A 24,292-nucleotide genomic window follows, 5' to 3' on the forward strand; every position below is an offset into this window, starting at 1 on the left:
TAAAATATCTGGTCTTAATTTTGCGCTTCAGCAAGGTTGCGATCCTGGATCGCCTGTTCAAACAGACGCTGTTCTTTTTCCTTATGCTCAACCGAGAAACGGATCATCAATACACAGCTCGCAGCAATCACTACCAGCCCACCCAGCACCATTAATGTGGTCTGGATATCCAGCATGCCTTTTAATAAGAAGCCCGCTGCAACTGCGCCTACGTTACCGCCTGCACCGATAATGCCCGCCACGCCACCCAGTGCATCACGATCAATAAATGGCACCAGCGCATAGGTCGCACCGCAGGCCATGTGGGTAAACAGGGCAAATACCGTCATGGTCAGGATTGCCAGCATTGCACTGTTCATTTGTGAGAACACCACCAGGAACACACCTTCCAGCAGGATCATCAGAAACAATACTTTGGTACGGCCATCCAGACCTTTGCTTAGTGCGATTCTGTCAGATACGATGCCGCCCAGGGCGCGTGCAAATAACGCCAGCAAACCAAAGATCCCCGCAGCCATACCCGCTTCTTTCAGGCCAAACTCGAAGTTTTCTACGTAGTACATTGCCACGATGTTATGAATGAAGATTTCGATACCGAAACAGGCAGCATAGGCACCAAACAGGATCCAGACGCGGTAGTTTTTCGCTGCATGCATCAGAATCGCCATGCCGCCTTTTTTATCGCTGCCGACACTGACGCCTTGGGCACGTAATTCACTAAAGTTGCCTTGCGGACAGTCTTGAGTCAGTTTCCAGTACAGGAAGCCTACTATCACCATCATCATGCCTGGCACAATCAATGCAATTCTCCAGCCCATTGCCTGTTCAACACCGAACATCACCAGGGCAGCCAGCATTAATGGCATCAATACCTGCGTGGCGCCACCACCTGCATTGCCCCAGCCTGCAGTTGTCGCATTTGCCGTACCTACGACATTTGGTGCAAACATGATGCTGGTGTGATATTGGGTAATCACGAAGCTGGCACCAATGGCACCAATCAATAAGCGGAAGAACAGGAAGGATTCGTAGCTATTAGAAGCTGCGACACCAAAGACAGGAATACTGCCGATGATCAGTAATGCAGAATAGGTTTTACGTGGACCGTATTTATCACATAAAGGCCCCACAATCAGACGAACCAGAATAGTGATAGCAACCGCAGCAATATTGATATTGGCGATTTGTACTTTGGTCAGATTGAATTCACCCGCAATGACCGGCATCAGCGGCGCACAGGCAAACCAAGCGAAGAAACAGACAAAGAATGCTAGCCAGCTCATGTGGAAGGCACGCATCGCTGCGCTGGAAAAACTGAATAGACTTATTTTTGTTGCTTTTTGAGCTTGTAAATTTGAAGACATGACCATCTTCCTCCAGAACTGAACGTTATAAATATCCTAGCCTGTGGGTTTGGCAGGTCAGAATTGAACAGAACGGACGTCATTGGCCGTCTAAATTTTCAGGTATAAGTCGCCTTTGACTCAGTACTTTTATCTTGTTAAATACTTAGCAGGATCTGTGCCAATTTTATAAAAAAGGCTTTTTTACTTATTTTTTAGGGATAAAGCGCTAGCCCAACTTCTTTATAAGCTTTGCCATCCCGTACGACATTGATGGAATTGCACTGTTTCAAAACTTTTGCACAAAAAAGAATCATAAAAATGCAGAAAACCCTGCTTAATATTGCATAAAAATGGCGCAGAAATTGCCTATAAATGTGTTCAAGATGTACCGATCATTGGATCAAAATAAAGCTGTAATATGTCAAAACTTAAAATTTCACTCATTGATGACAATGCCGAACGTGCTGAATTTATTCAAGATTCATTGAATACGAATGACTTTATCATCGTTGCCTGCCTGATAGTCCATGATTTCAACCTATTACCAGACTTTAGATCTCGCTGACAATCCAGAACATCGAGCGAAACGAGATCTACATGATGAGCATCATGCTGAACAAATTAAACGAATTTGGAAAGAAAGTTCAGGTCGATATGGTGTGCGTAAAGTCTGGCAAAAACTGAAACGTGAAGGCTATATTATTGCACGCTGTACTGTTGCTTGATTAATGAAAAAGCTAGGTATACAAGGTGTTTGGCGAGGTAAGAACTAACAAACCACCCGTAGCCGAGATGACCAAAAACGAGCACCTGACTTGGTGAAACGGAATTTTAGAGCTGATCAGCCTAATCACTTGTGGGTTGCTGACTTTACCTATATTCAAACAAATTCAGGCTGGGTCTATAGCGCCTTTATTATTGATGTGTTCTCACGAGCAATTGTTGGATGGAAAGTATCTACACGGATGAATACAGATATGGTACTCGATGCACTTGAGCAAGCATTGCACGATCGAGGTATGCCTAAGAATGTGATTCATCATTCAGATAGAGGTGTTCAATATCTTTCTATTCGCTATACCAATCGTTTAGAAGCTGCAAATTTACGAGCATCAGTCGGTACAACTGGTGATTCATACGATAATGCTCTGGCTGAAACGGTGAATGGCTTATACAAAACAGAGGTGATTGAATATTTAAAAGCAGATTGGCAAGGTTTAGCAGATGTACAACTTGCGACACTAAACTGGGTAGATTGGTTCAATAAAAAGCGTGTACACAGTGCACTGGGTTATGTATCGCCTTTTGAGTTTGAAGCAATGTACTATGATAAGATTAACCCGTTAGGTCAGTTGGCCTAACTTAAATAAAAAAGTCTCCGACAAGGGTATAGTTCACAATAAAAATATTGGAATGATCAAAAAAAGCTAAAGCGTTTTTAAAATTCTTTAGCTTTTTTTTGCATAAGTAAATCACTATTCATCACAACGAGTTATCTAAAAAAAGCATAAGATATGCGAGTTTTAGCATAATTAGGCATATTGTTGATGTTTGGTCCTATTGAGTTCATTTTAGCTGGTGTTTTAGTTGGCTTCTGTGTGGGAATTACAGGTGTTGGGGGCGGTTCATTGATGACCCCTATCCTGATCAGTTTATTTAAAATTGAACCCCATATCGCAATTGGTACAGATTTACTTTATGCCTCAATCTCAAAATTCTGTGGTTCAGTTGTTCACGCCAAAAAGCTGAATATTGTATGGCCCATCGTGCTCTGGCTTGCATTGGGAAGTATTCCCGCTTCTTTTGCAACCTCCTGGGTACTGGAGCATTACTTAAGCCAGTCAACACACTATAAAGCTGTTTTGACTATGGTTTTGGGCTTTATGTTGACCTTAACAGGGATTTCAATTGTCTTCCGCGCCCAAATTGAAAAGTTCTTTGATCGATTTAGAAATCGTGAACAAGTCAACATGGAAAGCGAGCAACATGCACTGCAACATAAACGTTTTTATATCGTTATTATGGGGATTGTACTAGGCGTGTTTGTTACACTATCTTCAGTAGGTGCTGGTGCTTTTGGTATCATGGCCCTGGTGATTATGTTTCCAAATTTGCCTATGATTCGTATTATTGGATCAGATGTGGTTCACGCCGTTTTACTGACTGCTGTCGCTGGTTTAAGCCATATGTCATCAGGTAATGTCGATTTTACATTATTGATGTGGCTATTGGTTGGTTCAATTCCTGCCATTATTGTGGGCACTTTAATTAGCTCCCGTATGCCTGAAAGACTAATTCGTAAAATTTTGGGTATCACATTATTTGCATTGGGGATCAACTTTATGGTCAATCCAATTAAAGCCAAGCCAAAACCAGTTGAAACGCATCAGGCGATGGTGATCCAACAGACTAGTTCAGCAACAAGCAGCGTTTAAAACCCAATTGCCGATTGATTCTGCACAAATCATGCGATTCACTAGTTAATCAATCGGCTTTTCATGCTATATTCGTAGACAAAATAACCTCTTCTTTCGATTGAATTTGTGACAGCAATGAATACTCTACAGCCAAATCCAGTTTCTCAGCCAGATATCAATGACGTTAATATTAAAAGCATTCAAACTTTAATTACTCCAGCGGAACTCAAAGCAGACCTGCCTTTGTCTGACATCGCCTCTCAAACGGTACTGCAAGGTCGTGAAACTGTACGTAATATTTTAGATGGTAAAGACAAGCGTCTGTTCGTGGTAATTGGCCCTTGCTCCATCCACGACCCAAAAGCGGCGCATGAATATGCTGACCGTTTAAAAGAACTGAGTGAAAAGGTCAAAGATACTTTATATCTGGTGATGCGTGTTTATTTTGAGAAACCACGTACCACTGTGGGCTGGAAAGGCCTGATCAATGACCCAGATATGAATGATTCATTCAATATTGAAAAGGGTTTGCATATTGGCCGTCAGCTTTTGCTTGATATTAATGAAAAAGGTCTGCCATGTGCCACTGAGGCGCTTGACCCGAACTCACCACAATATTATCAAGACCTGATTTCATGGTCTGCGATTGGCGCACGTACCACTGAAAGCCAGACGCATCGTGAAATGTCTTCAGGCTTATCTTCCCCAGTTGGCTTTAAGAACGGTACAGACGGCGGCTTAACTGTTGCAACCAACGCAATGCAGTCGGTTAAGCATGGCCACAGCTTCCTGGGTCTAAATGAAAATGGTCAGGTGGCAATTATCAATACCAAAGGCAACCCTTATGCGCATGTGGTATTACGTGGCGGTAATGGCAAGCCAAACTACGATGCTTCTTCTGTTGCGGAAGCAGAAGCAGCTTTGGCAAAAGCCAAAGTCAGCAACAAGATCATGATTGATACCAGTCATGCCAACTCAAACAAAGACCCGTACCTGCAACCTTTGGTTTTAAAGAACATCACGGAGCAAATTCTGGATGGGAATAAGTCAATCGTGGGAATCATGGTGGAAAGCCATTTAAAAGGCGGCCGTCAGGATATTCCTGAAAATCTTTGTGACCTCGTCTATGGTCAATCTGTGACAGATGGCTGTATCGACTGGGATACTACTGAAAAAGCCCTGTTGGAAATGGATGCGGCTTTAAAAGATGTTTTGCCAAACCGCTAATCTTTAAATAGATAAAAACAGGCTCTTATGAGCCTGTTTTTATTTGGAAGTTGAAATAATAATGGATTGAGAATCTGGTTTACCGAAAAACAATCTATGCAATCGCCTAATAAAACTGACTCGAATCCAACATCTGTAAGGTAATCTTTTTCACTTCATCACGACTTTGCATGATATGTGCTTCAATCGCTTGAATGGCTTCATCTACTTTACGATTAAAAATATAACCCAGTATTTTTTGATGCTCCTGATAAGTCGCTTCAACGCGATAATCTTTAGAGAAGTCTAAGCGACGAATAATACGGATTCGCTCACTCAAATCACGATGAATTCTCGCCATTTCATTATTCCCTGAGGCACGAACTAAAGCGCAATGGAAATCCTCATCTTGTTGTGACAATTGTTTAATGTCTTTTAGATATTGATGAGGTTCAATCAACCATAAATCTTTTAAAACGGATAATTCAACCGAGTTTTGATGATCCATCTGACAAAGTTTACGAATCGAATCTTTTTCTAATACGATCCGCACATCATAAAGTTCTTCATAATAACGAAAATTGAGCGGTCGGATTTGCCAACCGCTACGAAAACTCACATCAACATAACCCTCTTGTTGCAAACGATATAGTGCTTGTCGGATTGGGGTGCGACTTACATCATAAGCTTTTGCAACTTCAGATTCAGTGAAACGTTCACCTGGCATCAGTTTGAAATCAAAGATATCATTCTTGATGCGTTGGTAAACCAGCTCAGACAAATTGTCTGAGCTTTTTGTTGTTTTTATTTTGGTTTCTTTCATGCAACCTTGCCTTATTCCATATAAACCAGTGGTTCACCACTATGTACGGTTTGCCCTGCTCTACAAATAATAGCTTTTACAATGCCATCTTCTTCTGCATAAACAGGAAGTTCCATTTTCATTGCTTCAATAATAGCAATAGTTTCACCTTTTTTAACCTCTTGACCATGTTCAACAAAAATTTTCCAGATATTACCTGTCATCGATGCATTTAATGATGCTAAATGACTGTAATCAGAGTGATTATTTTCTTGAATCTGTTCTTCAGGTTGAGCTGCAAACTCCTCTTTCCAGCGATCCACTTCAGTTGTGAATGCTTGTTGTTGCTTAGCTTTAAACTCGGCAATACTTTCAGCTTCATTCTCTAAGAATTTTACATAATCCGCATAATCGAACTCTGTTTCTTCAATCTTGATCTCAGCACGACCATTTTCAAAGTCAGCGCGCCATTGATTCAGTTCTTCTTCTGTCACCTCAAAATATTTGATTTGATCAAAGAATTGTAAGAACCATTGTTTATCACCAAATTGTTTGTTTTTCTTAAACTTGTTCCAAATTGGTAAAGTACGCCCTATCAATTGATAGCCGCCCGGTGAATCCATGCCGTAGATACACATGTACATACCACCAATCCCAACCGTTCCCTCTGCGGTAAAGGTACGAGCTGGATTATATTTAGAACTGAGTAAACGATGACGTGGGTCAATCGGTACGGCACAAGGTGCTGTTAAATACACATCACCCAATCCAAGAATTAAATAGTTTGCATCAAAAATAATATCTTTAACTTCATTTCGATCTGCTAAGCCATTAATGCGTTGGATAAAGTCAACGTTATTTGGTAACCACGGTGCTTTAGAGCAAACACTTTCTTGATAGCGTTCAACAGCGCCTAAAGTGGCACTGTCTTCAAATGCCATCGGCAAATGTACGATACGAGATGGGATTTTTAATTGGCTCAAATCGCCCATTTCTTCTTCAAGTTGAAGTAATTGAGCAATCAATTGTGATTGTGGAATCACTAAGCCATCGTATTTAATCTGTAATGAACGAACACCTGGTGACAGTTCCAATACGCCCGCAATTTTTGCATCACGAATCATTTGAATCAGTTGATGCACACGTAACCGTAAAGCCAAATCTAAAACGTTTTCACCATACTCTAAGAGAATATAACTATCACCTGCTTGGCGGTACACTGTTTTTGGCGACAATTCAGTTGGTTCACGTTGTGACAAAATCGTACTGACAAGCTCTTGAATTGGCTCAATCGTTTCTACAACTTTGCTTGCTTCCGCGAAGTTTTGGATATTTTCAATTTGCTGACGTTCAAGTTCATTGGCTTGTTCAACCGTAATTGGATAAAAACGAATTTTATCATCGGCTTTTAGCTGTCCCACTTTCCAAAGTTCTGCTTTGGCAATCGTCACAGGACAAACAAAACCACCTAAACTTGGACCATCTTTTGCCAGAATTACAGGGAAATCGCCTGTAAAATTAATTGCGCCAATCGCATATTCACAATCATGGACATTGGATGGATGTAAACCTGCTTCACCACCATTTTCTCGTGCCCAGCTTGGTGTTGGTCCTGACAAACGCACACCTAAACGATTTGAATTAAAATGAACCGTCCACTCTGATGCAAAAAACTCTTCTACATACTCAGGTTTAAAGAAATCTGGTGCGCCGTGCGGGCCATATAAAACCGCAATTTCCCATACATTACTATATTCAGGAATCAAGTCAGCCGACAACGCTTGCGGTTCGTCATGTGCAAGTGGCAATTCTGCACCAGCAAATGCTGGATCAACCATTTTAATCATGTCGCCGACACGTAAAGTACGACCTGCATGACCACCAAAATTACCAAGCGCAAAGGTAGAGCGACTGCCCAAATATACTGGAACATCCAAACCATTTCGTACCGCTAAATATGTACGGCAACCTGATTCAACTTGACCGATTTTTAGAATTTGTCCTGCCTTAACTTCAACAGGTTGCCAAAAATCAATTTCCTGATCATCTAACAATGCAGTACAGCTTGCTCCTGCCAAAGCAATAATCGTATCTGTATGAAATTTTAAGGTTGGTCCAACTAAGGTAAACTCAAAACCTGCGGCTTTAGCATCATTTCCAACAATACGATTGGCAAGCTGAAATGCATAATCATCCATTGGACCTGATGGCGGTACACCAATATCCCAGTAACCTGTACGACCTGGATAATCTTGAATCGAGCTGAGAGTGCCAGCCTGAATCACTTCAATCACATTTGGCGTGTAGTTGAAATCATCCAACATTCTTGTCCAAATTTGCATAGATTCAAAACGCTGATCTGAAACGATGGCACGTGCATAATCCAAGTTGGTACTAATGCCATTTAAGCGAGTTTCCGCCAATATTGTTTTGAGTTTTTCAATCGCAGCCGCACGATCATCAGCATGCACAATAATCTTGGCAATCATCGGATCAAAGTATTGAGAAATCTCTGTGCCCGTTTTTACCCAAGTATCAACCCGAATCCCCTCTGGGAATGCAACCTCTGTCAGTACACCTGGACTTGGTTGGAAATTCTTCACAGGATCTTCGGCATAGACTCGTACTTCAATCGCTGCACCCTTCGGCTGAATATTACTTAAATAGTCCCAGTCCAGTTCATCACCTGCTGCCACTTTCAGCATACATTCAATTAAGTCTAAACCTGTCACCATCTCAGTGACTGGATGCTCAACCTGTAAGCGTGTATTCACTTCTAGAAAATAGAACTCATCTCGATTGGCATCGTAAATAAACTCCACTGTTCCTGCACTACGATAATTAACGGATTTCCCCAGTTCTATGGCTGCTTGATGTAGTTTTTTTCGTGTCGCTTCAGGTAAATTTGCCGCAGGAGTTTCCTCTACTACTTTTTGGTTACGACGTTGCAAAGAACAATCACGCTCACCAAAGGCAACGACTTGCCCTTTTCCATCACCAAAGATTTGTACTTCGACATGACGCGCTTTATCAATAAAGCATTCAATAAATACACCTGCATCCTTGAAAAACTGCTCGCCCAAACGTTTTACACTTTCGTAAGCATCGGTTAACGCTTGTGGCGTATCACAACGGGTCAAACCAATACCCCCACCGCCAGCGGTGCTTTTCAGCATAATTGGATAGCCAATACGATCTGCGGCAGTCAGTGCCTCTTCTAAACTATCCAGCAATCCTGTTCCTGGAGTCATCGGCACATCAGCAGCAGCAGCCAATTCACGAGCACGGTGTTTTAAACCAAATTCTAGAATTTGCTCAGCCGTTGGTCCCATAAAAGCAATATTATTTTCTTCACAAGCGCGAGAAAAATCAGCACTTTCAGAAAGAAAGCCATAACCAGGGAAGATTGCCTCAGCACCAGTTTGTTTAGCTGCCTGAATTAATTTTTCGATACTCAAATAAGTATCGGCTGGTTTTAAACCATCTAATCCAATCGCAATATCAGCATCTTCGACATGTTGTGCATAACGATCACTATCTGAATACACTGCAACACTGGTTACACCTAATTTTTTAAGGGTGCGAATCGCTCGAACAGCAATTTCACCACGGTTTGCAATAAGTACAGTTTTAAACATGATGATTTCCCCCAATTAATTCGCTGTGTTTGCTGCTTGGCTGTTACGATGCTGGATATAGGCTCTCCATCCACCAAAATGACTAATATTCTCTGCATCATCTATGCCATAAGGCTCACAGATAAAACCTTTTACCCAGCGTCCATCTTCTAATTCGACATTGCCCATGCCTAAAGGTGTTGGAATCTCTGCCACAAATTCACCAAATCGAGCAGTAGGAACATCCCACAATTCAACAATGATGCTTTGTCCATCTTGCTGACGTGCTAAGCCAGGTTTCGGCGGAACTGTTCCATTCAAAGCATAAAGCGCATAGTTTTTAGACGTTGTTGTGGTTTCGATGTGCACGGCATTGCGTGTGGTGAGCTGAAAATTCAGCGGCATACCTGTTAGATGAGCACCAACGACTGCAACACGAATATGATGCGGAGAAACAGATGTTACAGAACTTAAAGGCAGACTTTTATCCAATGCTCCTAATTTCAGTGCAAGATAGTTTTGCCATGCCTTACCAAAATGCACCAATGCCGCATCGTGCCAAGCTGGCGCAATTAGAGTGATTCCAAATGGTAAATGGTCAGCCCTAAATCCTGCTGGTAAAGCTAAAGCGCTCAAATCTGCCAAGTTGGTAAAGTTAGTGTAGGTTCCTAAACGAGCGTTATATTCAATCGGATTTTGTTGAAGCTGCTCAATGGAATAAATTGTAGGTGCGGTTGGAACAATTAAGGCATCAAAGTCAGCCAGTCTTTGTTGGATTTTTCGAGCTAAATCTTGTTTTAAATACTCTGCATTGTAGGCATCCACCGCTGAATATTTTTCGCCGTTTTTAATAATGTCTAATACCGTTAGATCAAATGCATCAGGATTAGTTTGCAGTAAATATTCAACGGCTGCGGTACGTTCTGCCACCCAAGAACCTTGATAGAGTTGCACCGCCAGTTGCTCAAAGTCTGAAAAATCAATCTGGCTAATTTCAGCATTTAAACTTTGCAGTAATTGAACTGTTTGCTGAAATGCTTTTTCAGCCAGTTGATCGCCAAAGAAATTTAGTTCCTCTGGAATGGCAAATTTTAATTTGCTAGAGAAATGCGCTGGAACATTCTTTGGATGTTTACGTGAATAACTATCCAATGGATCATAGATTTCTAAAACATTTGCAACCAAGTCTGCATCTGCAACGGTTAAAGCAAAGATCGAAATACAATCTAGACTTTTACATGCAGGCAATAAACCACGATTTGAAAACCGCCCTTTAGTTGGTTTGAGCCCCACAATATTGTTAAACGCTGCAGGTACACGTCCAGAACCTGCAGTATCTGTGGCTAATGCAAAAGGGACAAATCCACGAGCAACCACACTTGCTGAGCCAGAGCTTGATCCACCACTGATATATTCAGGTTTAAAACTGTTTGGTACTGCACCAAAAGGTGAACGCGTTCCCACCAAACCCGTTGCAAACTGATCAAGGTTGGTTTTACCAATTACAATCGCACCCGCTTGCTTCAACAAACGCACTGTTTCCGCATCTTGCTCTGCAATTGTGGTTAAAGCCTTGCAAGCTGCGGTGGTTGCAAAACCAGACACATCAATATTATCTTTCACTGCAAATGGAATTCCATACAATGGAAATTGCTTGTGTAAATTTTCAGTATCTTTCGTTAAAAGATTTAAAGCCTGAATTTGCTGTTCAATCTGCGCTACTGTGGCAATCGAAATCCACGCATTATCTTGAGGATCAATTGATGCAACTAAATCTTTTAAAGTATTAAGTTGGATTTCTTTTTTTGAATAAGCTGTTTGCCATTCTGAAATTGTCCAGCCTAAAGTTTTTATTTCATACATTTTATGAATCCTATCTTGTATACAAGTTTGGATGAATCAAAGCATAAAATGTGCCAGATACATTTTTTATTATAAATTAATAACTTATTTTTTTATTTAATTGATTTTTGATGAATAGATTTAGCTTTGGTGCCAAAACGGCTTCATTTTAATGCCTATGCCCCATAAATCAGCATAAGATTATTTAGGTGATTTTAAATAGCTGGATAATTCTTGAAAATCATGTTCAATTGCTTTGGCTGCCTGCTGTTCTCCTCTTTTTATAATTAAACCAAGCCAATTTGTTGAAAGAACTGTTTGTAAATGTCCGCTTTTTTTTCCAGTGCCAATGGATAGGCCCGTGATGATGAAGGCAACCGATATAAGCTTAGCTCACGATTATCATAACCCACCTTTACCGATTGACCGATCATGGGCTTGATAGGCTGATCTGGAAAATGCTGCATCAGCGTATCTGTAGCCTTGTCTCCCGTTGTCATAATGGTATTACACATTGGTATTTGCTCAAGCAAAGCTGACAAATCGGTTGGAGTCACAATTTCCAGGAACTTGTCTGAGGCATTGCCCTGCAAGCGTTTAATTTGATAGGCCGTATCAAATATCCCAATTCCAATTTGGGACAAAAACTCACGGATTTGACTTTCCTTAAAATTTTTATTGGGTAAATCTAAAAAGTGGTTTTTATCACTGAAAAAAATCAGGCCAAATATTCTCCACATATCATTTTGATAGTTTGGATAGTAGAAGTTCATCTTCCACCGATTCTGGGGTGGTGGAAAACTCCCCAGCATCAGCAGTTTTGCATTACCAGGCAAAAATGGAGTGAGTGGATGGGTTTCTATTTCTATCATCGTGCCGCTAAAAAATACCTATTCACTAATAATTTAAGCAGCTCAGGATGCAAATTACTAGGATAAACATCACCTTTCTATCTCTTAGTGTTGATTATCATATCTGCATCAAATTCGCCCCACTTCAAAATAAGAAATTAAATTCTTGTCAAACTGCTTGAGTTGTCACGATTTCCCCACGAACCACTTGCCCACACGTCACCATTGTCTAAACATTAAATCCTGTTTTTAAGTTATTGTTTAAGTGGGGATATTTTTACTAGAGAAAATTATGATAACTTTTTCTGGGATGAATTGTTACAGTAGAATGCTTTCTAAAAATTTTGACAAAAACATATCAAAGGAAGAAACAGTTATGGATTCTGGATTGATCACACTGTTCTTGCCAATTGCCTTAGCAATTGTTATGGCTGGAATAAAGAAGTTTTGACTAGTTAATTTTCAAATTCAATTTTAAAAACAGCGCATTAATGGATCCGCTGTCTTTATTTCTTTATTGATAATAAACAAGACATTGATATTTAATAATTGATTTAAATTTATGAGATAGTTTTATTCTGCAAATTTTTAAAATTCACTTAGGCTATTTATAATCGAACTAAAAAGAAACCTTATTGCAAAAATAAGGCTTCTTTGCGAATCAGCTTAGGACTTGAAATAATTTAATGGTAATTTCAAATAACGTATTCCATTGGATTCTGGTTCAGGAAAACGTCCTGCATCCATATTGATTTGTATGGAAGGTAGAATCAATTTGGGCATTGTTAATGTCGCATCACGCGCCTGACGCATATGCACGAAATCCTGTTTAGCTGTTTTGGCATTTAAATGAATATTTCCATGCTTTTGTGCTTGAATACTGGTTTCACACACAAACTCAGTTCTCCCATCAGGCTTATAATCATGGCAAAGAAAAACGCGAGTCTGTTCAGGTAACTTATAAAGCTGCTGCACAGAATCATATAAGACTTCCGCACTCCCCTTTGGAAAGTCACAGCGTGCTGTCCCATAATCAGGCATAAACAATGTATCACCCACAAAAACTGCATCGCCAACCACATAACTTAGACAGGCTGGCGTATGACCTGGTGTTGGAATATTGTAGGCATCCAACTCACCAATTTTAAAATGCTCATGATCCTTAAACAAATAATCAAAGGTTTGATGGGTATTAAAATATTTAAGATCAATATGATAGATTGCACTAAAAGTTTCCTGCACAATCGCGATCTTTTCACTCATGGCAATTCTGCCACCTACCCTGCTTTTTAAATATTGCGAAGCGGTTAAATGATCCGCATGAACATGAGTTTCTAAAATCCACTCCACCTTGAGCTGATTTTCTTCAATGTATTGAATAACTTCATCTGCACCCTGAGTCGATGTTGAGGCAGATGCCGCATCATAATTCAACACACTGTCAATTATTGCGCAAACCTGTGTACCTGGATCAGTGACCACATAACTGAACGTATTAGTCTTTTGGTCAAAAAAAGCCTTGACTTGAGGATGTTGCATAAGTATATCTCCTATCGTTCAGCCCATAAGCGATGTATAAACATTCCAAACATCATTGCAGCAATAAAATACCAGGCTTGTGAATAACCCAGTCCAATTAAAGTAATTGCAGGTGCTGGACAAATACCTGCAATTCCCCAGCCGATACCGAACAGTACAGCCCCAATCATCAGTTTTTGGTCAATTTGGTTATTGTTGGGTAATAGCATCGTTTCACCCAATAAAGTTTTAGGATGTCGAATGGCTTTTTGAAATGGAATGATTGCCACCGCAATTGCACCAATCATGACAAACATCAGGCTAATATCCCAATCGCCTAACACATCCAGAAAACCCAATACCTTTGCAGGGTTTGACATGCCTGAGACCATTAAACCTAAAGCGAATAAACCACCAAACAGGAAAGCAAACAGGTTTTTCATGAATGGACTCCTATGACATGACGCACAAGATAGACGGTGATCATTCCTGCAAGCATGAATGTCACCGTTGCAATAATTGAGCGTAGAGACAATCGGCTGATACCACAAATACCATGCCCACTGGTACAGCCTGAACCTAAACGTGTTCCAAAGCCAACCAAAAGCCCTGCTACAATTAAAGTGAATGGCGAGGATTCAATGATAATTTCAGGCTTTACAAATAATTGGTAAATAAACGGTGTGAGAAATAACCCAAGTAAAAACCAAAGTGCTGGATTCCCACTCAGAGACTTTGGTTGTAATAACTGGGCAAGTAAACCACTCATACCTGCAATACGACCATTGATATATAAATAGCCCACAACGGCAATGCCCAAAACTCCACCACCGATCAATGCTAAGAGAATACTAGACATCATTACACCATATAATATTATATTTTTTTATATTATGTTAATTAGGTGATAAAGCAAAGTTATTTTTTACGCATCTTTTAACCAATTGATTATTAGTATGTTATTAAAAATCAGATAGAACTTTTTCGACAAACCAAAGTGGAAATTCAGTCATATTCTCATTAAGTTTTAACACTTCGGCTTGTTCAATTTCCGCTAGAAAAGCAGCCTTTTCACCATCAGATGAATTATCAAATAAATAAGTTCGATCTGTGACTTCGACTGCTTGCATAAGCAGATCCAGGCTACGATAATAGCGATCACGAATCTTTTGTTCTGGTACAGGATGCCCACCTATACTTACCCGATAGTGGACACGTGCGATATTAATTTCAGGATTCACTGTTGCAACATAATATAAATATGTTTTAAACCCTTGTTCTTGTGCATCTTTTAAAAATTCAACTTTACTGATGTGAGACATTACCGTCTCAAAAGTAAAACTGATCTTTAATCTTAAAAATTCTAAACGAATAAAATCAATGATTCGGGCTGCAAGATAAGAATCGACATCAACTTTTGCAAAAAGGATTTGTCTCTCGGCAAATAATTCAGGTTCCTGACTCAATAAATCACATATTTGTTGATTTATCTTTTTCTTTTTGGTCTTTAAAAAATCAATGAGTTTTTCGACATCCAGCAACTCATGATAACTATTCAGATCAAGAATTTGTGTTTGATTTAAAACTTTTTCAAGCTCATCTGCATTTAAATATGCCCCAATATGTCGGGGCAATAAATAGTCCTTGATGGTACTTTTTCCAGAACCATTTGGTCCTGCAAACATACGAATACGTGGCTGTCGCATATTTCTAAACAGTCACAGACTTTTTCTTACGTTTGAAGATACGTTGAGAAGTTGCAAGTGATTGATACGATGTTGAAAGATCTTGTAGTACTTTGATCTCACCATTAGGGAACCGCTTTAACAATTGACGATCTTTTACATAAACAACTTCAGAACATTCACTTGCCTGCTTAAAGGCATTGCGGAACGCTTGTACAGCAAGGTCAGGAAGATGATCTTCTTCTTGCATACTCATTTGCATGATTGTAAAAGCTGTCATTGATGACTCCTCCGCAAGATTGCGCTTATAACTATACTAACATAAATGCTCATTTTGTCCATTTTTACAGCTTGGCATTAATGTACTAAATCCTCAATACCAATTAATTTCGGTATGTTTTCAATCAGCTTATTTAACTCAATATTTGCTGGTGAAATACAGCCCATATAGTGACTTAAACGTGTTACCGTACCATCAGGACGTTTCCACCAGAAATATGCACTTGGTTGATCGGTTGCTGTTTGCTGGCATCCTGTAGTCTTTACATTTGCTCCCGTTTCAGGACGATAAGTTTGTAATTCTTGTTGAAGCTTCTTATAAACAGATGGGCTTACTGTTAAATCTTGGGTTCCTGTTACTTTTGTATATTGTTTCCCATCAAAATGCACCGCTCCAGATGGAGAAATTTCCACTGAGTAAATTGGACAGGCACCAAAACATGGGCTAGATGAATAACGAATAGTTTCCTGCATCATACCCTGAGCTTGCGGTGGTGTAGATGCACAACCCACTAATGTAAACGTAAAAACACCCGCGATTAATAACTTTTTCATTTGTTGATCCATTATAAAGTATGTGGTTCAAATTTAACAAATAGTGAAATTGTTGTGATTTATATTGATGTTAAAATATTAATATTCCACTAATTTTACTTAGGCTATTTAACTATAAATTATGTAAAGCAAAACGGATTAAAACTAGTGAGAATTTTGTGATTGCAGAATTAATCGGGCAAGTTCCAGATCATCGGCATAGGTAATTTTGATGTTGTCTGAACGACCTTGCACCACTTGTACAGCCTGATTGATATATTCTAAAGCACTTGCCTCATCAGTAATTACAATGTGATTAGCTAATGCTGTTTCAAGCGCATTTTTTAATATCTTTAATTTTGCCATCTGCGGGGTTTGTGCCTGCCACAACAATTCACGGCTGACTGTCTTCTCAATCTGATTTTCAGTGTGCACCAGTTTTAAGGTATCACGAACTGGGATTGCTAAAATTGCACTTTGGTTATGCGCTATTGCAGTATTAACCAATAGCTGTAAATTTTCCTGCGTCACACATGGACGTGCTGCATCATGCACTAATACCCAATCATCTTCATGGGCAATTTCAGATAAATAAATGAGGGCATTCAGTACAGAATGAACACGCTCTGCACCACCTAAGCAAAAATGTAACTTATCTTTATGCTGAAAAGAAAGTGTTTTGGCAAAGTTATCTTGTGAGCCTATTGCAAGCACACATCCTGCTAAATCCAAGCTATTAAGACGATTTACAGTATGCTCAAGTACAGTATAGTTTTGAATATATTGATATTGTTTTAATTCAGTTTTTGAAAAACGACTGCCCAAACCTGCGGCTGGAACAACAGCCCACAGCTTAGTCTGGGTTTTCATTAGTTGCGACATCTACTTTTGCATTTGGATCAATATAAATCGGTTTGTAATGTGTACTAATTGTGCTCATCTGCACAAAAGTTTCATTAGGTTTAACTAAACCTAAATCCAAACGTGCATGTTCTTCGATCGCTTCCGTTCCATTTTTCAAGTCGAAAACTTCGGCTGCTAAAATACGGTTACGTTCCTTTAGCTCAGTATTAATTTCTGCTTGCTGCTTAATTTGTTGAGTTAAAGCCTGATGAGGGAAATAGCCTCCCTCACCCAACCAAAATTGATACTGTAAACTTGCAACCAAAGCAATCACAAGCAACAGAATCAATTTACTCGAAGTCGATCGAAACACATCTAGCATGAAAAACTCCCCACATCCCTCTTGAAAGAAAAACCTGTCACAAATTCTATAGGATTCTGAATTCGTAAAGTTTTTCTCTTTTGTAAAGAAAGGCTCTCAAGAAGTTTTAACATGGCTAAAGCTTGACCTTATTTTAGACCTTTGAACTCAGCCTTACCACGATAAGCGGCATGGGTTAATTCTTCAATACGAAGCAATTGGTTGTATTTCGCAACACGGTCAGAACGGCAAAGTGAACCTGTCTTGATTTGACCTGCTGCTGTACCGACTGCCAAGTCAGCAATGGTTGAATCTTCAGTTTCACCTGAACGGTGCGAGATTACAGTGCTGTAACCATTAGCTTTCGCAAGGTAGATCGCATCCAGAGTTTCACTTAATGTACCGATCTGGTTGTACTTGATCAGAATAGAGTTACCCACTTTCTCATCAATACCACGTTGTAAAATCTTAGGATTAGTTACGAATAAATCGTCGCCAACCAATTGGATTTTATCACCAAGGATTGAAGTCAGATAGCTCCAGCCTTCCCAGTCAGACTCATCCAAACCATCTTCAATCGAAATGATTGGATATTGATTTACAAGACCAGCTAAATAATCAGAGAATTGATTGCTTGTGAATGCTTTATTGCCTTCACCTGCAAGAATATATTGACCATTTTTGTAAAATTCTGAAGATGCACAGTCAAGTGCTAACATAATGTCAGAACCCGCTTTGTAACCAGTTTGACCAATCGCTTCAAGAATAACAGTGATTGCTTCTTCATTTGAACGCAAGTTCGGAGCAAAACCACCTTCATCACCCACAGCAGTATTTAAACCCTTTTTGTTTAAAACTGATTTTAGAGAATGGAAGATTTCAACACCCGCACGTAATGCTTCAGAGAATGAAGTGAAGCCTACTGGCTCAATCATAAACTCTTGAATATCCACATTGTTGTCTGCATGCGAGCCACCATTGATGATGTTCATCATTGGTACAGGCATGCTCAAAGTTGTTTGACCACGCAAGTCTGCGATGTATTGGAAAAGAGGAATTTTCTTTTCAGTAGCAGCAGCGCGAGCAGCAGCCAAAGAAACAGCTAGAGTTGCGTTAGCACCTAGTTTTTCTTTGTTTTCAGTACCATCAAGCTCGATCATCGTGTTATCGATGTCTTTTTGTTCAAATACTGATTTACCCACTAAAGCATCACGGATTAAAGTGTTTACGTTATTAACCGCATTTTTAACACCTTTACCCAAGTAACGCGACTTGTCACCATCACGCAGTTCCAAAGCTTCACGAGAACCAGTTGAAGCACCAGATGGTGCACATGCACGACCAACAACCCCAGATTCTAAAATAACGTCTGCTTCGATGGTTGGGTTACCACGAGAGTCCAAAATTTCACGTGCACGAATGTCAACGATTTGGCTCATGAACAATTCCTCTGTTGAATGAATAAAAAGATGCAACTGAATGCATCAATGGGTATCTAACTTTTTGAATCCTTTAACTAAAGTATCCAATTCTTTTAATTGCGCCAAGAATGGCTCAAGCTGTGATAAACGCAAGGCACATGGTCCATCGCATTTTGCATGTTCAGGGTCTGGATGTGCTTCAAGAAATAATCCTGCCAAGCCCGTTGCCATACCTGAACGCGCTAAAGTCGTGATTTGGGCACGGCGACCACCAGCGGAATCAGCACGTCCACCTGGTGTTTGTAAAGCGTGGGTCACATCAAAGAATACGGGTACATTCATTTCTTTCATGATGTCAAAGCCCAGCATATCCACAACAAGGTTGTTATAGCCAAATGCTGAACCACGTTCACAAAGGATAAGTTTGTCATTTCCCGCTTCTAGACATTTATGCAGGATATGGCGCATTTCATGTGGGGCAAGAAACTGTGCTTTTTTGATATTGATAATGGCTTGGGTTTTTGCCATTGCTTCAACGAGATCAGTCTGGCGACTGAGGAATGCAGGAAGCTGAATAATGTCGGCAACTTCGGCAACGGGTGCTGCCTGATACGGTTCATGCACATCAGTAATGATTGGGACATTAAACTGTTTTTTAATCTCCCCCAGCCATTCGATGCCTTTTTCCAGGCCAGGTCCACGAAACGAGTTCAGGCTGGAACGGTTGGCTTTATCAAAACTCGCTTTAAACACATAGGGAATGTTTAAGCGTTTACAGATATCAATATAAGTTTCAGCAATCTCAAACGCTAAATCCTTTGACTCAAGTACATTCATTCCGCCAAATAATACAAATGGCAAATGATTTGCCATTTGTATATCGCCTAAACGTACAACTTCTTGTGGTTTTAATTGTGACATTTAAACTTTCCCAGTTTATCTAAGTCTATATTATTTACTCTTTTGATGCTGTTTTTTTGCAGCGTCAATAAAACTGGCAAATAATGGATGACCATCACGTGGTGAGCTTGTAAATTCTGGATGGAATTGTACCGCAATAAACCAAGGATGTTCAGGAATTTCTACAGTTTCAACCAAATGTTGTACTGAAGAATAGCCTGAAATCTTCATACCTGCCTGTTCTATGGTCTCAATAAAACGATCATTCATTTCATAACGATGGCGATGACGCTCAATAATTTCTGATTGACCATAAATTGTACGAATTTTTGCACCATCAACCAATTCAGACTTTTGTGCACCCAAACGCATGGTGCCGCCTAAGTCTGATTCAAGACTACGGTGTTGTAATTCGCCACGTTCATCCAACCATTCAGTAATTAAGCCAATGAGTGGATATTTGGTGGAACGGTTAAATTCAGTTGAAGTTGCTTCAGACAACCCTGCGACATGACGTGCATATTCAATCACCGCCAATTGCATACCTAAACAAATACCCAGGAAAGGAACCTTATTTTCACGTGCATATTGAATCGCACGCATTTTACCCTCAGTACCACGCTCACCAAAACCACCTGGAACAAGGATTGCGTCAGCCGTTTCAAGAACCGAAATATCCTGACCCTCTAGAGATTCAGCATCAACATAGTCAATCTGTACTTTAACGCGGTTTTTAATGCCTGCATGTAAAAGTGCTTCATTGACAGATTTATAGGCATCGGGTAACTCAACATATTTACCAACCATTGCCACGCGCACGGTGTATTCTGGATTGAGTAGTGCTTCAACCACATTATCCCAGTCTTCAAGATTTGCTTCTGGCAAGTCATTAAAACCAAAACGTTCACAGATTAAATCATCGACATTTTGTTCGTAGAAATTGCGTGGAATTTGATAAATGGTTTTTGCATCTGGACATGCAATAACTGCACGTGCTTCTACATTGGTAAATAGTGCAATTTTACGAATGGTGTCCGCATCAACTTCATGTTCAGTACGGCAGATCAGGATGTCTGGCTGGATACCAATCGAAAGCAGTTCCTTAACAGAGTGCTGGGTTGGCTTGGTTTTTAGTTCAGCCGCAGACTTAATATATGGCAATAAGGTTAAGTGCATCAGCATGGTACGTTTATGACCCAGCTCAACCATAAGCTGACGTACCGATTCCATAAATGGAAGTGATTCAATATCACCCACTGTACCGCCAATCTCAACAATTGCAACGTCATAACCCTCGCCTGCGCGAAGTACACGTTCCTTAATATTATCGGTAATGTGTGGAATCACCTGAACTGTACCGCCCAAGTAGTCACCACGACGTTCTTTATTGAGTACGTCCTGATAAACACGACCACTGGTGAAGTTGTTCAGCTTGGTCATTTTGGCGCGACGCAGGAAACGTTCGTAATAGCCCAAATCTAAGTCAGTTTCAGCACCATCCTCTGTGACGAAAACTTCACCGTGCTGGAATGGGCTCATGGTACCTGGATCGACATTAATATATGGATCCATCTTTACCATCGTGACTTTTAAGCCACGAGCTTCCAAAAGTGCGGCAACAGAAGCAGCAGAAATACCTTTACCTAGTGATGAAACCACACCACCAGTGACAAAAATAAAATGGGTCATTGAGTTTCTCGTACAATCGAGCCGAAATCGGCCTACAATGTTGGGCAATTTTACTGTACTCTGCACCAAGAAAGCAAAGTCAAACCGCACCAATTCAAAGAACTATAAACAATCGACTATTCTATCAGCATTTTCGATAAAAATTTATGGGATTTGTGGATTTTTCATCCCTACATGATATTTGGCTGATCAATAGCATGGAACAAATACCGCAATTTTTCCCCAGATTTACTGTGATTTTATTTTAAAATAGCGCTCTCTCAGCAAACATTTATAAAATATCATCAAAGCCGATAACCGTAGGGATTTCTTCACCTGGTTTTATTGCTATAATCCGTGCTGTCCTTATTCAATATGTTGTTTTAGCAATGGCAAATAAAAAACTTTTAATTTGTGCAGCACTTGCGACTGGTCTTTTATTAACTGCTTGTGTGAAAAAAGAAGAACCGAAAGAAGAGCAGCAAGAACAGGCAACCGAGACACAAACGACTCAGCCTGAACCTGAAAAAATTCAGGAATTTGAGTCTCTAGAAAGTGCGGAACCCGCACCTGAGCCAGTGATTGAAACAAGCCGTGAGGAAACACCAAATACGACCACTGAAATTCGTGGTGAAACACGCCCTACTCAGGCACAAACTTCTACAGATACAAGCACTCAACCTGAAACGCCACGTACTGAACAGCCTAAACCAGCAGTTCAGGCTGAGCAAAAGCCTGCTAAAACAGAACAACCAAAAACTGAACCTGTAAAAGCACCAAAGCCATCGACACCAGCCCAAAGTGAAGATGATGCTGTTGCTGCCGCAATTGCCGCTGCAACCCCTGCACTGAACAATTAATTGATTGTAGTAAAAAGCCAGTTGAATTCAACTGGCTTTTTTACAGCTAAACTTTATGAATAACTCTTCAAAAAATCTGACATCAAGCGTGATGCCCATGATTTCACTGCTAAGCTTTCATAAAAACCACAATGACTGCCCTTTTTGGTAGTCACTACCACAACATTTTCCATCTGCTGAATAGTCTCTTTATAAGGTTCCAGATTTTTAATGGAACAGACAGGATCATCTTCAGCATTCAAAATCATCAATGGAATTTTAACATTCTCAAACACATAAATCGGGTTAATGGCTTGGCAATAACTTTGATAATCCTGAAAGCCTGCCATTTCAAAATATTCTTTTTCAAATTCTTCCAAACTGGTCGTGGTGAGCACTTTTTTAAGAGAAGCAATGTTGCTCCATGTATTTTGATAAGGATGAATAAAATACTTAAATAATTTTTTGGTCATCATTTTGCTATAAAAAGGATGTACATTTTTAAAGCTAAGTTCAGTGTTATAACCTGGACACATGGCAAAAGCGGCCTTAAATGGCGTATCTTCGCCTTGTTCGCCCAAATAGCGGACCAATAATCCAGTCCCAGCCGATGAACCCACCGCATATAAGTCTGAGTCTGGAAATAGGTTTTGAATATGTCCAAGTTGTTCTTTTAAGTCATGGGTTGAACCAAACAGGGAAATTTGTGGCACAGGCATCGGTAACCCTGCATGTCCACGGCGTAAACAAAGTGCAATCCGCCAACCCGTATATGCATGTAAGTCTTTAACAAGTTCACGCATACTTTCAGGTGTACCTGTAATAGTATGCATGATCACAACAGTTGGGGTATCGACTGGCAAATCATAGCCATACCATGCGATTGCAGTAACACCACCATCCTGCATGGTCAACTGATCAATACGATCATACTCAAGCTTGCTGGTTTTCTTCTTGATTAAATCAAAATATAAAAGATGAACATGGCTATTGCTGAGCCAAAAAGTTGGGCGATATTTCTGTTTTAACTGTGGTAATCTTTCCAGAACATCTTTAATTTTCCCTTGCGGGTCATAATACATTTTCGGTTGCTCAGCACCAACGACTGAATCCAGTACGTCCAAAGCTAAAACTTTAAGCTTGTTTAAAACAGATCCGCCCATGTTCAATTACCGTCTCTGACTATGCGTTAAATGTTTGTCGCACCAATGCTGCGACCTGTTGCCCCCAAATTGCATAAATTTCTTTACTTGGATGAAAGCCATCACTGGCCATCGGTAAATTCATCGCCTGAAAATTTTTAATATCGTATTGAATAAATCTAAATTGTGGCTGTGGAGCTAACCACTGTTTTAATGCGTCATTCATTTGTTCGGCATATTTTCCAAACAGCCAAGCCAATGGCTGAGGTAGTGCTGGAAAATGTTGCATGGGTGGCACACCTGACACAATAATCAGTTTTGGCTGGAAACGGTTTTGTATTTGAGTAAATAATTGTTTTTGTTGTTTTATCCAAGTTTTAGCAGAAATTAATTTGGTGACATCATTCACACCTATGGAAGTAACCACCACATCATAGCTTTGTGGTTCTAAATCATGGATCGCCTGTAAAACCTGTTTTGTGGTATCACCTGTTTTGGCATGCAGCTTCCATTGCAACACATACTCATTCTGCAACTCGGCAATAATTGCACCTAACAAAGCTTCCTGTTGTGTTTCCACACCAACACCTGCTGCTGCTGAATCACCCAGAATCAAAAGTGACAGGGGTTTTCCCTGCCCAGTCTTGCCCTCACGATCACCGCTTGCTTCTGGCAGACGTGGTGTATTGCTACGAACTTTTGTGCCTTGTATTAGCACTACGGGTAATAATCCAAAAGTTGCAAGTTTTAACCACATCTTTATAAACTCCACATATTGGTTATACCAATTTTCAAAAGCAAGTTAAGAGCAATTTGTAAAATAATAAAAATCAGCACAACTTTATAATTTTGGGCTCTGTACACGACAAATTTCACAGAACCCTTATCCTATCAGGATTCTGCTTTCTTAAAATTGCCAAAATTTCCTTAAACTCTTCTTTTTTCCCAAAACCAATTAAATGCTGAATCGCCATTTGAACATAGTCTAAACCATAGCGAAATAAACTCATTGAGAGTCGTC

At 40.0% G+C, this 24,292-nt stretch carries 21 protein-coding genes and 2 pseudogenes; 4 read left to right on the forward strand and 19 right to left on the reverse strand.

What is annotated here, in order from left to right; translation table 11 throughout:
• Positions 1–14 precede the first annotated feature (14 nt).
• On the reverse strand, positions 15–1,364 hold the full coding sequence (locus F972_RS06720) for an MFS transporter (protein WP_004682014.1): 1,350 nt from the start codon (positions 1,362–1,364) through the stop codon (positions 15–17).
• Positions 1,365–1,879: 515 nt separating this feature from the next.
• Here F972_RS06720 and F972_RS15240 point away from each other — a divergent pair.
• From F972_RS15240 to F972_RS06740, 3 genes and pseudogenes are all read left to right on the forward strand, one after another.
• A pseudogene (locus F972_RS15240) lies at positions 1,880–2,707 on the forward strand (IS3 family transposase); the annotation flags it as partial.
• Positions 2,708–2,893: 186 nt separating this feature from the next.
• Positions 2,894–3,781, forward strand: coding sequence for a sulfite exporter TauE/SafE family protein (locus F972_RS06735; protein ID WP_004682016.1), 888 nt, complete (start codon positions 2,894–2,896; stop codon positions 3,779–3,781).
• 117 nt (positions 3,782–3,898) lie between these two features.
• Positions 3,899–4,990, forward strand: a complete 1,092-nt coding sequence (locus F972_RS06740) for a 3-deoxy-7-phosphoheptulonate synthase (RefSeq protein WP_004677392.1) — start codon at positions 3,899–3,901, stop codon at positions 4,988–4,990.
• Positions 4,991–5,096: 106 nt separating this feature from the next.
• On the opposite strand, the gene F972_RS06745 is transcribed toward F972_RS06740, so the two are convergent.
• The 15 genes from F972_RS06745 to F972_RS06815 form a co-directional block, all read right to left on the reverse strand.
• On the reverse strand, positions 5,097–5,792 hold the full coding sequence (locus F972_RS06745) for a GntR family transcriptional regulator (protein ID WP_004639207.1): 696 nt from the start codon (positions 5,790–5,792) through the stop codon (positions 5,097–5,099).
• A gap of 11 nt (positions 5,793–5,803) precedes the next feature.
• Positions 5,804–9,409 (reverse strand): urea carboxylase, encoded by a 3,606-nt coding sequence (gene uca, locus F972_RS06750; RefSeq protein ID WP_004682018.1) that lies wholly within the window; start codon positions 9,407–9,409, stop codon positions 5,804–5,806.
• A 15-nt stretch (positions 9,410–9,424) separates the two neighbouring features.
• Positions 9,425–11,251 carry an allophanate hydrolase gene (gene atzF, locus F972_RS06755; protein WP_004769341.1) on the reverse strand — a complete coding sequence of 609 codons (1,827 nt, stop codon included), beginning with the start codon at positions 11,249–11,251 and terminating at the stop codon, positions 9,425–9,427.
• A 266-nt stretch (positions 11,252–11,517) separates the two neighbouring features.
• Positions 11,518–12,102, reverse strand: coding sequence for a uracil-DNA glycosylase family protein (locus F972_RS06760; RefSeq protein ID WP_004682022.1), 585 nt, complete (start codon positions 12,100–12,102; stop codon positions 11,518–11,520).
• Between the two features lie 645 nt (positions 12,103–12,747).
• A complete protein-coding gene (locus F972_RS06765; RefSeq protein WP_004682024.1) occupies positions 12,748–13,620 on the reverse strand; it encodes an MBL fold metallo-hydrolase in 873 nt (290 codons plus the stop codon).
• An 11-nt stretch (positions 13,621–13,631) separates the two neighbouring features.
• A complete protein-coding gene (locus F972_RS06770) occupies positions 13,632–14,042 on the reverse strand; it encodes a YeeE/YedE family protein (protein ID WP_004769343.1) in 411 nt (136 codons plus the stop codon).
• The gene (locus tag F972_RS06775; RefSeq protein ID WP_004677353.1) at positions 14,039–14,458 is read right to left on the reverse strand and encodes a YeeE/YedE family protein; all 420 of its coding nucleotides are present in this window, start codon (positions 14,456–14,458) and stop codon (positions 14,039–14,041) included. Before F972_RS06775 ends, F972_RS06770 begins: the two co-directional genes overlap by 4 nt.
• 103 nt (positions 14,459–14,561) lie before the next feature.
• Complete coding sequence (locus tag F972_RS06780) at positions 14,562–15,305, reverse strand: ATPase (protein WP_004682029.1); 744 nt, start codon at positions 15,303–15,305, stop codon at positions 14,562–14,564.
• Between the two features lie 4 nt (positions 15,306–15,309).
• Positions 15,310–15,564 carry a hypothetical protein gene (locus F972_RS06785; RefSeq protein ID WP_004677348.1) on the reverse strand — a complete coding sequence of 85 codons (255 nt, stop codon included), beginning with the start codon at positions 15,562–15,564 and terminating at the stop codon, positions 15,310–15,312.
• Positions 15,565–15,641: 77 nt separating this feature from the next.
• The gene (locus tag F972_RS06790; RefSeq protein WP_004682030.1) at positions 15,642–16,118 is read right to left on the reverse strand and encodes a DUF6438 domain-containing protein; all 477 of its coding nucleotides are present in this window, start codon (positions 16,116–16,118) and stop codon (positions 15,642–15,644) included.
• A 144-nt stretch (positions 16,119–16,262) separates the two neighbouring features.
• A complete protein-coding gene (gene ispD / locus F972_RS06795) occupies positions 16,263–16,967 on the reverse strand; it encodes a 2-C-methyl-D-erythritol 4-phosphate cytidylyltransferase (RefSeq protein WP_004682031.1) in 705 nt (234 codons plus the stop codon).
• Positions 16,951–17,322, reverse strand: coding sequence for a cell division protein FtsB (gene ftsB, locus F972_RS06800; RefSeq protein ID WP_004682033.1), 372 nt, complete (start codon positions 17,320–17,322; stop codon positions 16,951–16,953). Before ftsB ends, ispD begins: the two co-directional genes overlap by 17 nt.
• Before the next feature lie 128 nt (positions 17,323–17,450).
• Positions 17,451–18,740: a phosphopyruvate hydratase gene (gene eno / locus F972_RS06805; protein ID WP_004677344.1), complete on the reverse strand. Its 1,290-nt coding sequence runs from the start codon at positions 18,738–18,740 to the stop codon at positions 17,451–17,453.
• 45 nt (positions 18,741–18,785) lie between these two features.
• A complete protein-coding gene (gene kdsA / locus F972_RS06810) occupies positions 18,786–19,643 on the reverse strand; it encodes a 3-deoxy-8-phosphooctulonate synthase (protein ID WP_004677343.1) in 858 nt (285 codons plus the stop codon).
• Between the two features lie 30 nt (positions 19,644–19,673).
• On the reverse strand, positions 19,674–21,311 hold the full coding sequence (locus tag F972_RS06815; RefSeq protein ID WP_004682036.1) for a CTP synthase: 1,638 nt from the start codon (positions 21,309–21,311) through the stop codon (positions 19,674–19,676).
• A 368-nt stretch (positions 21,312–21,679) separates the two neighbouring features.
• Between F972_RS06815 and F972_RS06820 the strand changes: the two genes are divergently transcribed.
• On the forward strand, positions 21,680–22,150 hold the full coding sequence (locus tag F972_RS06820; RefSeq protein ID WP_004677340.1) for a hypothetical protein: 471 nt from the start codon (positions 21,680–21,682) through the stop codon (positions 22,148–22,150).
• Between the two features lie 53 nt (positions 22,151–22,203).
• Here the strand turns inward: F972_RS06820 and F972_RS06825 are convergent, their stop codons facing one another.
• The 3 genes and pseudogenes from F972_RS06825 to F972_RS15830 form a co-directional block, all read right to left on the reverse strand.
• A complete protein-coding gene (locus tag F972_RS06825) occupies positions 22,204–23,292 on the reverse strand; it encodes a YheT family hydrolase (protein WP_004682038.1) in 1,089 nt (362 codons plus the stop codon).
• A gap of 19 nt (positions 23,293–23,311) precedes the next feature.
• Entirely contained in the window at positions 23,312–24,028 is a 717-nt protein-coding gene (locus F972_RS06830) for an SGNH/GDSL hydrolase family protein (protein ID WP_004682039.1), read from the reverse strand.
• 115 nt (positions 24,029–24,143) lie between these two features.
• Positions 24,144–24,292: pseudogene (locus F972_RS15830) on the reverse strand (IS4 family transposase); the annotation flags it as partial.

Source organism: Acinetobacter sp. CIP 102529, assembly GCF_000368325.1.
Lineage (GTDB): Bacteria > Pseudomonadota > Gammaproteobacteria > Pseudomonadales > Moraxellaceae > Acinetobacter > Acinetobacter parvus.